The organism is Delftia sp. ZNC0008 (assembly GCF_000799035.1).
Taxonomy (GTDB): Bacteria; Pseudomonadota; Gammaproteobacteria; order Burkholderiales; family Burkholderiaceae_C; genus Comamonas; species Comamonas tsuruhatensis.
Map to the genome: position 1 here is coordinate 1 of NZ_JTKZ01000531.1, position 13,961 is coordinate 13,961.

At 67.6% G+C, this 13,961-nt stretch carries 13 protein-coding genes; 2 read left to right on the plus strand and 11 right to left on the minus strand.

The window, feature by feature from the left end; translation table 11 throughout:
* The 7 genes from L995_RS17840 to def all read right to left on the minus strand — a co-directional run.
* Window positions 1-389: hypothetical protein (locus L995_RS17840; RefSeq protein ID WP_047472837.1), on the minus strand; the 389-nt coding region annotated here is incomplete at its 3' end.
* A gap of 120 nt (window positions 390-509) precedes the next feature.
* Window positions 510-1,703 (minus strand): phosphoglycerate kinase, encoded by a 1,194-nt coding sequence (locus L995_RS17845; RefSeq protein ID WP_026062985.1) that lies wholly within the window; start codon window positions 1,701-1,703, stop codon window positions 510-512.
* A gap of 192 nt (window positions 1,704-1,895) precedes the next feature.
* Entirely contained in the window at window positions 1,896-2,231 is a 336-nt protein-coding gene (locus L995_RS17850; RefSeq protein ID WP_012202761.1) for an AzlD domain-containing protein, read from the minus strand.
* Window positions 2,231-3,097, minus strand: coding sequence for an AzlC family ABC transporter permease (locus tag L995_RS17855; protein ID WP_046986000.1), 867 nt, complete (start codon window positions 3,095-3,097; stop codon window positions 2,231-2,233). The genes L995_RS17850 and L995_RS17855 overlap by 1 nt, the downstream gene beginning before the upstream one ends.
* Window positions 3,094-4,074, minus strand: a complete 981-nt coding sequence (gene fmt / locus L995_RS17860; protein ID WP_047472838.1) for a methionyl-tRNA formyltransferase — start codon at window positions 4,072-4,074, stop codon at window positions 3,094-3,096. Before fmt ends, L995_RS17855 begins: the two co-directional genes overlap by 4 nt.
* Window positions 4,075-4,110: 36 nt before the next feature.
* Window positions 4,111-4,644: a membrane protein gene (locus L995_RS17865; RefSeq protein ID WP_034366210.1), complete on the minus strand. Its 534-nt coding sequence runs from the start codon at window positions 4,642-4,644 to the stop codon at window positions 4,111-4,113.
* On the minus strand, window positions 4,641-5,153 hold the full coding sequence (def, locus tag L995_RS17870) for a peptide deformylase (protein WP_016449360.1): 513 nt from the start codon (window positions 5,151-5,153) through the stop codon (window positions 4,641-4,643). The genes L995_RS17865 and def overlap by 4 nt, the downstream gene beginning before the upstream one ends.
* Before the next feature lie 199 nt (window positions 5,154-5,352).
* On the opposite strand from def, the gene L995_RS17875 reads away from it, so the two are divergent.
* On the plus strand, window positions 5,353-6,558 hold the full coding sequence (locus tag L995_RS17875) for a LysM peptidoglycan-binding domain-containing protein (RefSeq protein ID WP_047472839.1): 1,206 nt from the start codon (window positions 5,353-5,355) through the stop codon (window positions 6,556-6,558).
* 25 nt (window positions 6,559-6,583) lie between these two features.
* Entirely contained in the window at window positions 6,584-7,789 is a 1,206-nt protein-coding gene (dprA, locus tag L995_RS17880; protein WP_047472840.1) for a DNA-processing protein DprA, read from the plus strand.
* A 120-nt stretch (window positions 7,790-7,909) separates the two neighbouring features.
* Here the strand turns inward: dprA and L995_RS17885 are convergent, their stop codons facing one another.
* The 4 genes from L995_RS17885 to yajC form a co-directional block, all read right to left on the minus strand.
* Window positions 7,910-10,333, minus strand: a complete 2,424-nt coding sequence (locus L995_RS17885) for a DUF1631 family protein (RefSeq protein WP_047472841.1) — start codon at window positions 10,331-10,333, stop codon at window positions 7,910-7,912.
* 39 nt (window positions 10,334-10,372) lie between these two features.
* The gene (gene secF, locus L995_RS17890; protein ID WP_016449364.1) at window positions 10,373-11,323 is read right to left on the minus strand and encodes a protein translocase subunit SecF; all 951 of its coding nucleotides are present in this window, start codon (window positions 11,321-11,323) and stop codon (window positions 10,373-10,375) included.
* A gap of 13 nt (window positions 11,324-11,336) precedes the next feature.
* Window positions 11,337-13,259, minus strand: coding sequence for a protein translocase subunit SecD (secD, locus tag L995_RS17895; protein WP_016454252.1), 1,923 nt, complete (start codon window positions 13,257-13,259; stop codon window positions 11,337-11,339).
* A gap of 91 nt (window positions 13,260-13,350) precedes the next feature.
* Window positions 13,351-13,686, minus strand: coding sequence for a preprotein translocase subunit YajC (yajC, locus tag L995_RS17900; protein ID WP_016449366.1), 336 nt, complete (start codon window positions 13,684-13,686; stop codon window positions 13,351-13,353).
* Window positions 13,687-13,961: the final 275 nt, after the last annotated feature.

Here is a 13,961-nt window from a genome sequence, read left to right on the forward strand (position 1 = left end):
AGTTCGGGGTTGGGCAGGCGCTTGCCGTGGCGCACGACCTGGGCGCCGTAGCTCACCTGCAGCTGGGCCTGGGCCGGCTGCAGCATGACGGTCACGCCGCTTTGCACGAGCTTGGTGATGATCAGCTCACGAAAACCCTTGTCGAACGGGCTGGGCTCGGCCGGCAGGGCCACGTGGACCGGCGTGGTGCGCTCGATGCCGGTCTTTTGCAGTGTCTCCAGCGTCTTGGCGACGACATCGTTGGCCACGGAGTCCCAGTGGCCGGCAGCGCCGATCTTGGGCTGGGCCGTGGCTTCGAAGTAGCTGGTCATCGGTGCATTGACGCAGCCCGCCAGGGCCAGGCAGAGGCCCGCCAGGGCCAGGCCGCCGGCGGATTTGAACGATCGCATGGATTTCTCCTCGGTGCGGGGGCGCGCTGCGGCGGATTGCTGCAGCTGCGCAAAGTGTCGATTGTGGCTTCGCCGCGAGGCACTGACAAGAAAGTGCCCCGTATCCGGATGTTGCCGTGCTCAGCCGTTGGCGCGCTTTTGCAGGATCTCGAAGGCAGGCAGGGTCTTGCCTTCCAGCACTTCCAGGAAGGCGCCGCCGCCCGTGGAGATGTAGCCGACCTTGTCCTCGATGCCGTACTTGGCGATGGCGGCCAGGGTGTCGCCGCCACCGGCGATGCTGAAGGCGTCGGACTCGGCAATCGCCTGGGCCACGACCTTGGTGCCGTTGGCGAACTGGTCGAACTCGAACACGCCCATGGGGCCGTTCCAGACGATGGTGCCGGCCTTGCGCAGTTGCTCGGCCAGGCGGGCGGCGGTCTCGGGGCCGATGTCCAGGATCATGTCGTCGTCAGCCACTTCGGTGGCCTTCTTGACGGTGGCGGGCGCGTCGGCCGCGAAGGTCTTGGAGACCACCACGTCGGTGGGAATCGGCACCTCGGCGCCGCGTGCGGCCATGGCGTCGATCACGGCGCGGGCCTCGCCGACCAGGTCGGCCTCGGCCAGGCTCTTGCCGATCTTCAGGCCCGCCGCCAGCATGAAGGTGTTGGCAATGCCGCCGCCCACGATGAGCTGGTCCACGTTCTTGGCCAGCGACTGCAGGATGGTCAGCTTGGTCGACACCTTGGAGCCGGCCACGATGGCGGCCAGCGGGCGGCGCGGATTGGCCAGGGCCTTGGTGATGGCGTCGATCTCGGCCGACAGCAGCGGTCCCGCGCAGGCAATGGGCGCGAACTGGGCGATGCCGTAGGTGGTTCCCTCGGCACGGTGGGCAGTGCCGAAGGCGTCGTGCACGAAGATGTCGCACAGCGCGGCCAGCTTGCGGGCCAGTTCTTCCTTGTTCTTCTTCTCGCCCACGTTCACGCGGCAGTTCTCCAGCAGCACGACCTGGCCGGGCGCCACCTGCACGCCGTCCACCCAGTCGGCGACCAGGGGCACTTCGCGGCCCAGCAGCTCGCCCAGGCGGCGGGCCACGGGCGCCAGCGAATCGGCGGGCTTGAACTCGCCTTCGGTGGGGCGGCCCAGGTGGCTGGTCACCATTACGGCGGCGCCGGCCTTCAGTGCCATCTCGATGGCGGGCACGGAGGCGCGCACGCGCGTGTCCTCGGTGATCTCGCCAGCATCGTTCAGGGGCACGTTGAGGTCGGCGCGGATGAAGACGCGCTGGCCCTGGGCCTTGCCCTGGGCGCACAGATCGGAGAAACGGAGAATGTTCATGACGGCGGCGTTGCGATCGGTGGCGATCGCCATGGAATTGAAACGAAAAAGAGGTAAAGCGCGGCCATTGTAGGCGGCGTGCCCGCCCCGGCAGCGGGCGGGCGCACCGGCGATCCGGGGCATCGGGAGCGCCTGTAATCCGGTTTCAGCCGGGCAGCCGGGCGCTCTCGGTCGCTCTGGGCCGCGCTGCGCCTACCAGCCCAGGCCGATATGCAGTGGCAGATAGACCGCCATGCCAAGCGCGATCGTTCCCATGATGCTGCGCTTGTAAAAAAAATACATGACCGCGCAAGCCAGGGCCGGCAGGCGCGCATCGACCACGGTGGAGATCAGCCGGCCGTTGGTCATCACGATCTCGGGCGCAATCACGGCCGCCAGGGCCGCCAGCGGCGCGTACTTGAGGCCGCGCTTGAGCCATTGCGGCAAGGGCACCTCGCGCTCGGGAATCAGGAAGAAGGCGCGTGTGAACAGCGTGATGGCCGCCAGGCCCACGCAGGCCAGCCAGGGCCACAGCCAGGACAGATCCATCAGAGCGTTTCCTTTTCCTTGGTTGTTTCCACGGGTCGGACGTCTTCGTCCAGCGGCAGCCGGGCATGGCGCTCGCCATGGGCTGTATCGGGCGGGAGAATCACCGGGCCTGGCTCCTCTTTTTCAGGCGCCTGCAGTGCGCGCAGGCGCTGCTGCAGCGATTCCGCCAGCAGGCCTGCGGCCACGGCTGCAGCGATGGCCACGAGGATATTGAGCTTGAGCGGCAGCGCAAAGGCCGCCACGGCCGCGCTGGCCGCAACCACGCCTGCCACCCAGGTGGCACGGTCGTTGAGCATGGACAGCAGCACGCCCATCAGGGCCAGCACGCCCGCAAAGCCCAGGCCCCAGGACAGGGGCACCTGGTCGGCCAGCAGGATGCCCAGCGTGGACGGGATCTGCCAGGCCAGCCAGTTGGTCGATGCGGCGCCCCAGAAATAGGGCAGCTGCTCGGGCTGGGGCCGGGCATCGGGGTAGCGCTTCATGAAGCCCACGAAGATCACGTCGCCGCTGAAATAGGCGATGGCCAGGCGGTGGCGCAGGCGCAGGTGGGCAAAGTAGCTGCGCCACATGCTGCTGAGGATGACGAAGCGCAGGTTCACGCAGATGGCCGTGAACCAGACCACCCACATGGGCGCGCCCACGGCCATCAGCGGAAGCACCGCCAGCTGGGCACTGCCGGCATAGACCAGCAGGCCCATGAACAGCGCCAGGGGCAGGGACATGCCGCTCTTGATCATGGCCACGCCCGTGACCAGGCCCCAGGCGCCTATGCCCAGCGCCGTGCCCGACATGTCGCGCACGCCGGTCATGAAGGCGGGATCGCGCGCAATGCCGCGTGCGCGTTCCACCAGGGGCTGCAGGTTCATGGCGTGCCGCCGCTGGCAGCACCGTCCAGGATGGCTCCTTCAGGCAGATCGAAGCCGCGCAGGAAATCGCCTGCCGCCAGCCGCTTGCCGCCCGCGCGCTGCAGCAGCGTCATGCACAGCACGCCCTGGCCGCAGGCCACGCGCACGCCGTCGGCGCCTGCGGACAGCACGGTGCCGGGCACTGCCGCCGCCACGGCGGCGGGGTCGGCGTGAGCCTCCCAGACCTTGATGGATTCATCGCCGTACTGCGTGGCGCCGCCCGGGAAGGGATTGAAGGCGCGCAGGCGCCGGGCAATGGCCTCGGCATCCTGATGCCAGTCGATCTGGCTTTCGGCCTTTTCGATCTTGTGCGCGTAGTTCACGCCCTCGGCAGGCTGGGGCGTGCGCGGCAGGCCGCCGCAGGCGCTCATCTCCAGCGCCTCGACGATAAGGCGCCCGCCCAGGTCGGCCAGCTTGTCGTGCAGGCTGGCCGTGGTGTCGTCGGCGGTGATGGGCAGGCGCTCGATCAGGCACATGTCGCCCGTGTCCAGGCCCGCATCCATCTGCATGATGGTGACGCCGGTCTCGGCATCGCCGGCCTCGATGGCGCGGTGGATGGGCGCGGCGCCGCGCCAGCGCGGCAGCAGGCTGGCGTGGATGTTCAGGCAGCCGCGCGGGGGCGTATCGAGCACCCACTGCGGCAGGATCAGCCCGTAGGCGGCCACGACCATGACATCGGCCTGGGCCGCTTCGATGGCGGCGCGGGCGGCGGCGGCCTCTTCGGGGTATTTGCCGTCCAGGCGCAGGCTGCGCGGCTGGGCCACGGCAATGCCATGCTCCAGCGCGCACTGCTTGACGGGCGAGGCCTGCAGCTTCATGCCGCGCCCGGCAGGACGGTCGGGCTGGGTCAGCACCAGGGGAACGGTGAAGCCCGCGGCGAGCAGGCGTTCAAGGGCAACGCGCGCGAACTCGGGCGTGCCGGCAAAAATGACTCTCATGCAATCCAGTAGGGACGGTGGGGACGGTGTGCAGGCTCAACGCCGATCGTCGTCATTGAACACTTCGTCGGTGAACATCACGCGGCGCACCACGCCGGCGGGGTCGATATGCACATGGGCCTGGCGGCGAATGCCATTTTCCAGGATACGGTAGGTCCAGATGTCGCCGTTGAAACTGTAGACCCTCTCGATCAGCGCAGGCGGGCCGAAGAGCTGGCGTACGCTTTCCCGGGTGTCCTCGCCATTGCGCAGGGCGTGGAAGCGTTCGATGGTGAGCGCCTGCTCCACGCGCACCAGGCGCTGGCTGGCGTCGAAATCCATGTGATAGACCTGCTGGCCTGCAGGCTGCCAGCTGTAGACCAGGCGCGTGCCGCCGCCGTCCAGCGGCAGGCTCAGGGTCGGGCGGCCCATGGAGCGCTCGATGTCGGCCCGTGGCGTGCCGGGCTTTTGCCACTCGGGTACGGTGCAGCCGACCAGCAGCAGGGACAGGGCCAGCAGCGCCCAGGCAACGAGGCCCGCGCCGTCCATCTTCCAGCGCGGCATGAAGCGAGGCGCTGGCAGGCGGGTCATGCGCGTTCTGCCTGTTTCTGCTGCTTGAGCAGCTTGGTCTTGATGCGGTTGCGCTTGAGCGGCGACAGGTATTCGACGAAGACCTTGCCCATCAGGTGGTCCATCTCGTGCTGGATGCAGATGGCCTTGAAGCCTTCGGCCTCGATGATGCGTTCGTTGCCGTTCTCGTCCAGCGCCTTGACCTTGATGGCCGTGGAGCGTTCGACACCGTCGTAGATGCCGGGCACGGACAGACAGCCTTCCTCGCCCAATTGCTTCTCGTCGCTGGCCCAGAGCAGCTCGGGGTTGATCAGCGCAAAGGGCTCGTCGCGGCCTTCGGAGACATCGACCACGACCACGCGTTCATGCACATTCACCTGGGTGGCGGCCAGTCCCACGCCCTGGGCGTCATACATGGTGGCGTACATGTCCTGCACCAGTTGGCGAATGCGGTCATCGACCTTGGCGACCGGCTTGGCGACGGTGTGCAGGCGGGGGTCGGGATAGCAAAGAATGGGCAGAATGGACATGGCGTGGTCGGTGAATGTCGTTATTTTCGCCACTTTTCTGCCTGGGCGCAGCGGGACGACGCAATAAGCGTTGCCCTCTCATGGCCTTGCACGCAGAATCTTTGCTGATTTGTAAGACCTGTATGGCCGTTCATGACAAGATCGGCCGTGCCGCAGTGCCTAGGAGGGACGCTGTGTCAGACACAAGAAGAGGAATTCCATGACTGCATTCGCCACAGCTCGTACCTGGACTGTTGCCTCGGCCCTGATCGCCGCGTGTGCGGCGGCCCACGCGCAGCAGTATCCGGTGACGCCATCGCAGCGCTCGGCAGCCCAGCAGGTGGCGCAGCAGGGCGTTCCCGTGGGTGAGCTGGCGCCCGATGCGCCCGACAGCTACACCGTCAAGCGCGGCGACACGCTGTGGGGCATCTCCGGCATGTTCCTGCGCCGTCCCTGGCGCTGGCCCGAGCTGTGGGGCATGAACATGCAGGCCATCGCCAACCCCCATCTCATCTATCCGGGCCAGGTGCTGTACCTGGACAAGCGTGACGGCTACGCCCGCCTGAGCACGGCCCGCCCCATGGGCGATGGCGGCGAGCCCGGCGTGGTCCGCATCACTCCGAGCACGCGCAGCGAATCCCTGGCCCAGGCGGCCCTGCCCACGCTGCAGCCCCATCTGATCGAGCCCTTCCTGGCCGAGCCCCTGGTCGTCGATGCGGAAACGCTGCTGCGCGCGCCACGCCTGATCGCCACCACGGACGAGCGCGTGCTCATGGCCAGCGGCGACCGCGCCTATGCACGCGGCACCGCCGAGGCGCCGCTGCGCAAGGGCGACGGCCTGCCGCGCCAGTACCGCGTCTTCCGCGATGCCGTGGCGCTCAAGGATCCCATCTCCGGCGAGGTGCTGGGCTATGAGGCCAAGTACCTGGGCCTGGCCGATCTCATCGAGGGCGAGACCACGCTGGAGATCGTCGACAGCAAGGGCGAAAAGCACCAGCAGAACTCTCCCGCCACGGTGGACCTGTCGCGTTCCAAGACCGAAATGCGCGCCGGCGACCGCCTGCTGCCCGCGCCCGAGCGCACCTACATGAACTACGCGCCCCACGCGCCGCAACAGGCAGTGAAGGCCCATGTGGTTTCCCTGTACGGTGATCAGGCCGTGCGCTGGGCGGCCAACAACCAGGTCATTGCCATCAACAAGGGCACGCAGGACGGCATGGACGTGGGCACGGTGCTGGAGCTGATACGCCGCGGCGCACGCATCGTGGACAAGACGGGCGAGAAAAAGGAAGAGGTGCAACTGCCCGACGAACACAACGGCCATGCCATGGTGTTCCGGACCTTCGATCGCGTCTCCTACGCGCTGATCATGGAGGCGCGGCGCGGTGTCGAGGTCGGCGACAGCCTGACCTCGCCGGCTCCTTGAGCCACCACGGCCTGCCGGCAGCGCCATGGCGGCCGCCCTGCAGTCCACGGACCGGTTGGCTCCTGACGAACTCTCTGCCTGGCTCCGGCTGCTGCTGACGCCCGGCGTGGGCCGCACCACGGCCCGGCGTCTGTTGGCGGCCTGCGGTGGTGCGCAGGACATCTGGAGCGGCCCGCCGTCCGCCTGGCACGGACTGGTGACCGCCGCTCAGGCCCATGCCCTGCAGACGGTGCCCCAGCGCCTGGAGCAGCTTGTGGCGGCCACGGCGCAATGGCTGGACCAGCCCGCTTCCGGGCAGTTGCATGCCGTGCTCGTGCTGGGCCATCCCCAGTATCCGCAGGCGCTGCTGCAGACCGAAGATCCGCCACTGCTGCTGCATGTGCAGGGCAGCGAGCGCTGCATGGCAGGGCCGGCGCCCTGGTTCCCCTATCCCCAATCCCTGGCCATGGTGGGCAGCCGCGGGCCGACGGTCCAGGGCGCGGCCAACGCGCGTGCCATGGCGCAGGCGCTGGCCGAGGCCGGCCTGTGCATCGTCTCCGGACTGGCGCAGGGCGTGGATGGCGCGGCCCATGAAGGCGCGCTGCGCGCGGCGCCACGCCTGGGCGGGCTGGGTGCTCCCATCACCATTGCCGTCGTCGGCACGGGCCTGGACCAGGTCTACCCGCGGCGCCATGCCGCCCTGGCCCGCGAAGTGGCCAGCCACGGGCTGATCGTCAGCGAATATCCGCTGGGCACCGGCCCCATGGCCGCGCACTTTCCACAGCGCAATCGCATCATTGCGGGCCTGTCCCAGGGCACGCTGGTGGTTGAGGCGGCCCTGCAGTCGGGCTCGCTGATCACGGCCAGGCTGGCCAGCGAACAGGGCCGCGAAGTCTTTGCCATTCCTGGCTCCATCCACGCGCCCCAGTCGCGCGGCTGCCATGCGCTGTTGCGCCAGGGCGCCAAGCTCGTGGAAACGGCGCAGGACGTGCTCGATGAGCTGCAGGGCACGACCACGCCCCTGCCGCTTCCCAAGCCTGTATCGGCAGCGGCAGCTTTCCAGTCCGCCCAGGACCCTGAGAGCGACGCCACCCTGCGCGCCCTGGCCCACGACCCGCTGTCGCTGGACGAGCTCATGGACCGCACAGGCATGGACGCCTCAGCCCTGCAGGCCCGCCTGCTGGAGCTGGAACTGGACGGCCGCGTGGAACGCCTGCCCGGCGGCCTGTTCCAGCGCCTGGCCCAGGCCTGATCTCAAAAACTGGCGCATCCCCAAGCGGGAGATGCCGAGCAAGAGCCGCCTCGCGGTGGGGGCGCCTAGCCGAGGGCATCGTCCCCCTCCCCCGCGAAGCGGGTAGAGAGGCGCCGTGCCTCAGGGGGAGCTTAGCCTTTCAGGGTTCGCCTGAATCTTCTGCAGCGCATCCCGCGTCGCGCGCACGGTGAGCGCCTCCTCGTCATGCACGGCCAGCAGGCCGGACTGCAGGTAGGAGGCCATGCGCCGCAGCTGCAGCAGGTGGCAGGTGCCATCGAGCGCGGCGAACAGGTGCAGTTGCTTGCGGCGGCTGCGCCAGGTGTATTGCACCTGGATGCGCGCGCCGTTGTGGTCCAGGGTGAACCAGCGGCCCGTCTCCAGAGAGGCCGCCCATTCCAGCATCACCGGCTCCACGGCCGTGTTCGTGCTCGGGATGACGTTGAGGCCGGCCGTGTCCACGCCCAGGATCATCTCGATGTTCTCGGGCGACAGCGGCATGTCCTCGTCGAGCATGCCGTCTTCATTGATGTACTGCTCCAGATGGGCCAGCCGCTGCGCCATGGCCTCGATGCGGGCCGGGGCGATGGTCGCGGTCTTGGAGACAAAGGCCTCGGCCAGCGTGTCGGTGACCAGCTTGATGCGCGTGGACTGGGCGTCGCCCGTGACACCGATCAGGGCCAGTCCTTCGCGCAGGGTCTGCAAAAGCGTCGGCAGCGTCTGGATCACGCGCGAGCGTTCCTGGCGCGTGGGCTTGGCGCTGGCGGCCCAGACCAGTTCGCTGGCGGCCTGCTTGAAGCGCATGGTGCGCGCGTCCTTGGCGCCGTGGCGCACGGCGGCCAGGGCCAGCACCTCGGTCCAGGTCTTGAACAGGAACTCGCGGATCTCCTTGCGCACCGGCATGTCGGTGAGCAGGTGGCGCAGCTCGATCGTGTATTGGATGGCCAGGGTTTCCTTTTGCTCCACCTGCTGGGCCACGGTGACGATCTTGGCCTTGTCCTGCGACTGGGTCAGGTAGCGCGCCAGGAAATCCTCGAACTCGCGCAGCACCAGCACGAACACTTTCTGGCCCGTTTCGGGGTATTGCTCGATGACCTGGACGATGCGCCGGATCTCGGACTCCAGCGCGCTGCCGCTGATGCTGGAGGCGTCGAATCCCATCACGCAGGAGCCCAGGCGGTCGATCAGCAGCCGGGCCGGATGGCGCAGGTTGCTGAAGAATTCCGGCTCGGCCAGTGCCACGCGCAGCACGGGCACCTGCAGCCGGGCAAACCAGACGCGCACCGAGGGCGGGATGCGGTCCTCGGTCAGGATGGCCTGGAACATCAGGGCCACGATCTCGATGGTGGCCTTTTCGCCCGAGGTGGTGGCCTTGCGCTTGAGGTCGGCCGAACGTTCGCGCACCTGCCCGACCAACTGGCCGATGGCAGCCGGGCTGACATCGATGTGCAGCGTGGTCAGGCCCTGGGCCAGCATCTGCTGGTACTGCGTCTGGGCCACCACGCGCTGCTCCAGCAAGGCCTGGGTCAGCGCGGCCGATGCGGGCGCCTGGGGCATGCCTGCGCCCACACCGGGCACCAGGCCCTGCACGCCCACGCCCGGCTGCATGAGCAGGCGGCGCAACTGGCCCACGACTTCCTGGGCGCGGTGGCGTGCGCGCGAAAGGGTTGTCAGGCCTACGGGCATGGCGGGCATCGCCGGCATCTGGCCATGGGGGGGCGCCGCAGTGTCGGGCGGGTAGGCGGCAGCGCCGGGCACGCCGCCCATCTGCGTGGGCGCATAGGCCGAGGAATGCTGTGATGCAGTGGCATGCTGCGATGCCGCAGCAGGTGGCGCGGCGGTCTGGCCCAGGCCCATGGCGCGCGTGGAGTTGCCTGCCTCGGTGCGCCGCACGCGCATGGCCACGTCCTGTGAGCGGGTGACGCCCTGGCCGTCCAGCAGCACATGGGCGGCCTGGTACTCGGTCACCAGCACGGGCGCCAGGGCCGTCTGCAGCAGGTCCAGCACGCGCTGCAGATCACCGCGCTGCAGGCCCGTGGCCAGCCATTGCTCGACCAGGTGCCGGCACACGGTTTCGGTGCGCAGGATATCGTCCGAGGGCAGCTCGCGGCCCTCGATGAACTGCATGCGCAGACGCAGCGTGTCGAAGGCCGGCGCTGCGGTCTCTCCCATGGCCAGGGCCATGCGGGAGGCCAGGATCTTGTTCTCCACCACATCGTCGCTGAGCAACTCGAACTGCAGCGCGCCGCGCTGCGGCACGGCGGCAGGCGCGGCTTTGGCCGGCTGCAGCGCGCCTTGCAGGGCCTGCATGCTGGCGTTCAGCCAGGCGTTCTGGTGCTGGCGGTAGTTGCCCCAGGCTTCACGCCGCTCCTGCATTTCGCGCTGCGTGCCCACGGCATGGGCCTGTTGCTCCATCTGCGCCAGCAGCTGCTGGGCCACGCCGGGCAGGCCCTTGCACAGTCCTCGCACCCAATGCAAACGCGCCTGCTGGCCCAGGGAGGACTGGGGGCCAGCAGGCGCGTTGGAAGGGTGGGGCAGGGAGGGCATGCCCGGGAGTGTAAGCCGGTCCAGGGCTAAAACATCCGCTTACACGGTGGCGCCGGCGTTGGGGTCGTTGGGGTCCGTGGAAGCCTTGGGCGCCTTGATCAGATCCTCGCGCTTGACGCCCAGCCACATGGCGATGGCGGCGGCCACGAAGACCGAGGAATAGATGCCGAACAGGATGCCGATGGTCAGCGCCAGCGCGAAGTAGTGCAGGCTGGGACCGCCGAAGAAGAACATGGACAGCACCATGGCCTCGGTGGAGGCGTGGGTGATGATGGTGCGGCTCATGGTGCTGGTGATGGCGTGGTCGATCACCTCGGTGGTGCTGAGCTTGCGGAACTTGCGGAAGGCTTCGCGGATACGGTCGAAGATCACGACCGACTCGTTGACCGAGTAGCCCAGCACGGCCAGCACGCCGGCCAGCACCGACAGCGAGAACTCCCATTGGAAGAACGCGAAGAAGCCCAGGATGATGATCACGTCGTGCAGGTTGGCGATCACGGCGGCCACGCCGAACTTCCACTCGAAGCGCATGGCCAGGTAGATCACGATGCCCAGCACCACGAAGCCCAGGGCCATCAGGCCGTTGTGCATGAGCTCGTCACCCACCTGCGGGCCCACGAACTCGGTGCGGCGCAGCGTGACTTCGGCGTCTTCCTTCTTGAGTGCCGTGAGTACTTGCTCGCTTTGCTGGGCCGAGGTCACGTCCTTTTGCACGGGCAGGCGGATCATCACGTCGCGCGATGTGCCGAAGTTCTGCACCGTGACATCGGCGTAGCCGAGGCCGGCGACCGTGTCGCGCACCTTGGCGATGTTGGCGGGCTGGGTATAGGCCACCTCCATCACGGTGCCGCCCGTGAATTCCACGGACAGGTGCAGGCCGCGGGTGAGCAGGAAGAACACGGCCAGCGCGAAGGTGATGAAGGACACCGCGTTGAGGATCAACGCGTACTTCATGAAGGGGATGTCTTTGCGGATGCGGAAGAACTCCATGGTCTTCCCCCTTTCAGTTGTTGGCGCCGGAATCGGCGACGCTGGATCCCTTGGCCGTCACCGAGCGCAGCTGGCTGGTGTCTTCAGGCTTCCAGACCTGGCCGATGGAAATGCTCTTGAGCTTCTTGCGGCGGCCGTACCAGAGGTTGACCAGGCCGCGCGAGAAGAACACGGCCGAGAACATGCTGGTCAGGATGCCGATGCAGTGCACCACGGCGAAGCCGCGCACCGGGCCGGAGCCGAAGGCCAGCAGCGCCAGGCCCGCGATCAGCGTGGTCACGTTCGAGTCCAGGATGGTGTGCCATGCGTTCTCGTAGCCCGCATGGATGGCCGCCTGCGGCGACGCGCCGCCGCGCAGTTCCTCGCGGATGCGCTCGTTGATCAGCACGTTGGAGTCGATGGCCACGCCCAGCGCCAGCGCCATGGCGGCGATGCCGGGCAGGGTCAGCGTGGCCTGCAGCATGGACAGGATGGCCAGCAGCAGCAGCACGTTGACCGACAGGGCCACCGTGGAGATCACGCCGAACAGCAGGTAGTACACGCACATGAAGGCCGCGATGGCCACCAGGCCCCAGACCACGGAGTGGATGCCGCGGTTGATGTTGTCGGCGCCCAGGCTGGGGCCGATGGTGTATTCCTCGATGATCTCCATGGGCGCGGCCAGCGAGCCGGCGCGCAGCAGCAGGGCCGTGTCGTTGGCTTCCGCCGTGGTCATGCGGCCCGAGATCTGCACGCGTCCGCCGCCGATCTCGGTGCGGATCACGGGAGCTGTCACGACCTCGCCCTTGCCCTTTTCGAACAGGATGATGGCCATGCGCTTGCCCACGTTCTCGCGCGTGATGTCCTTGAAGATGCGTGCGCCCTTGGCATCCAGCACCAGGTTGACCGTGGGCTCCTGGGTCTGGCTGTCGAAGCCGGGCTGTGCGTCGGTGAGGTTCTCGCCGGTCAGCACGACCTGCTTTTGCACGATCACGGCCTGGGCGTTGCGGTCCAGGTAGCGCTCGGAGCCGAAGGGCACGGGGCCCGAACCCAGTTCAGCGCCGCGCGCCTCGGAGGATTCGTCGACCAGGCGCACTTCCAGCGTGGCCGTGCGGCCCAGGATGTCCTTGGCCTTGGCCGTGTCCTGCACGCCGGGCAGTTGCACGATGATGCGGTCCAGGCCCTGCTGCTGGATCACGGGCTCGGCCACGCCCAGCTCGTTGATACGGTTGTGCAGGGTGACGATGTTCTGCTTGAGCGCCTGCTCCTGCACCTTGCGCAGGGCTTCGGGCTTGATGGAGGCCAGCAGCTTGAAGCCTGCGCCATCCGGCTCGGAGGTGGCCGCCAGATCGGGGAACTGGTCGGAGACCAGGTTGCGCGCGGCCGTGAGCATGGCTTCGTCGCGCACGCGGATCTCGACGGTGTTGCCGTTGCGCGAGACGCCGCCGTGGCGGATGTTCTTGTCGCGCAGCGAGCTGCGCAGGTCGCCGGCAAAGGAGTCGGCCTTCTTGGTCAGGGCGGCGGCCATGTCCACCTGCAGCATGAAGTGCACGCCACCGCGCAGATCCAGCCCCAGGTACATGGGCTTGGCGCCGACGGCCGTGAGCCATTGCGGCGAGCGCGACACCAGGTTCAGGGCCACGATGTAGGCCGGGTCGTTGGCATCGGGGATCAGGGCCTTCTGGATCACGTCCTTGGCCTTGAGCTGCTCGTCGGGCGTGTTGAAGCGCGCGCGCACCGAGGTGCCTTCGATGGACAGGACGTCGGGCTTGACATCGGCAGCCTTCAAGGCCTCTTCGACTTTCTGCAGCACGGCGTTGTCCACCTTGATGGTGGCCTTGGCCGAGGAGACCTGCACCGCAGGCGCCTCACCGAAAAAATTGGGCAGGGTGTAGAGCACCCCTACCAGCAGCGCGATCACGATGATCGCGTACTTCCAGACCGGATATCGGTTCATGATCGCGCTCTTCGCTCTTTGTAGACAGCAACGCACAAAAGGGTGTGCTGCCGCCTGCGCGGTCCGCACACCCGCAAGACAGGGACAGCGCTTACTTCAGCGTGTCCTTGGGCAGCACCTGGACGACGGCGCTGCGCTGGATCTGGACTTCCACACCCGAGGCGATCTCGATGTGCAGGAATTGCTCGGACATGCGCGTCACGCGGCCGATGATGCCGCCGGCCGTTGCCACTTCGTCACCCTTGGCCAGTGCCTCGATCATGGAGCGATGCTCCTTCTGGCGCTTCATCTGCGGACGGATCATCACGAAGTACAGCACCACGAACATCAGCGCCAGAGGCGCCATGCCCATCAACTGCGACATGAAGTCGCCACCGGAGGCTGCTGCTGCGGGTGCGGTCTGGGCAAAAGCGGAAGAAATAAACACGGGCAAGACTCCAGGATTGGAAGGTCGAAAAAGGGTCGCTGCGCACGCCGATATGCACGGGCCCGCGCAGGAGAACGGAGCATTGTATGCGTCAGCCCTGACCCACATGGGCTGCCAGGATCTGGCTGCTGCGGGTTTTTCGGCGACGATGGCTGCAACTGGCGGCCATCTGCCGTTTTTAAAGGGGCGGAGCGCGGTTTTTCGTGGTTTTTGCGCCCGGCGTGACGGCACTTGAAGCGGCCCCGGAGGCAACCGCGCCGCCCGCACCTACGCGG

What these genes read in the sequence shown, in the direction of transcription:
- def (WP_016449360.1), bottom strand. Translation starts at nt 5,153, where the DNA reads ATGTCCATTCTGCCCATTCTTTGCTATCCCGACCCCCGCCTGCACACC.
- fmt (WP_047472838.1), bottom strand. Translation starts at nt 4,074, where the DNA reads ATGAGAGTCATTTTTGCCGGCACGCCCGAGTTCGCGCGCGTTGCCCTT.
- L995_RS17875 (WP_047472839.1), top strand. Translation starts at nt 5,353, where the DNA reads ATGACTGCATTCGCCACAGCTCGTACCTGGACTGTTGCCTCGGCCCTG.
- dprA (WP_047472840.1), top strand. Translation starts at nt 6,584, where the DNA reads ATGGCGGCCGCCCTGCAGTCCACGGACCGGTTGGCTCCTGACGAACTC.
- secF (WP_016449364.1), bottom strand. Translation starts at nt 11,323, where the DNA reads ATGGAGTTCTTCCGCATCCGCAAAGACATCCCCTTCATGAAGTACGCG.
- L995_RS17845 (WP_026062985.1), bottom strand. Translation starts at nt 1,703, where the DNA reads ATGAACATTCTCCGTTTCTCCGATCTGTGCGCCCAGGGCAAGGCCCAG.
- L995_RS17850 (WP_012202761.1), bottom strand. Translation starts at nt 2,231, where the DNA reads ATGGATCTGTCCTGGCTGTGGCCCTGGCTGGCCTGCGTGGGCCTGGCG.
- L995_RS17865 (WP_034366210.1), bottom strand. Translation starts at nt 4,644, where the DNA reads ATGACCCGCCTGCCAGCGCCTCGCTTCATGCCGCGCTGGAAGATGGAC.
- L995_RS17885 (WP_047472841.1), bottom strand. Translation starts at nt 10,333, where the DNA reads ATGCCCTCCCTGCCCCACCCTTCCAACGCGCCTGCTGGCCCCCAGTCC.
- secD (WP_016454252.1), bottom strand. Translation starts at nt 13,259, where the DNA reads ATGAACCGATATCCGGTCTGGAAGTACGCGATCATCGTGATCGCGCTG.
- L995_RS17855 (WP_046986000.1), bottom strand. Translation starts at nt 3,097, where the DNA reads ATGAACCTGCAGCCCCTGGTGGAACGCGCACGCGGCATTGCGCGCGAT.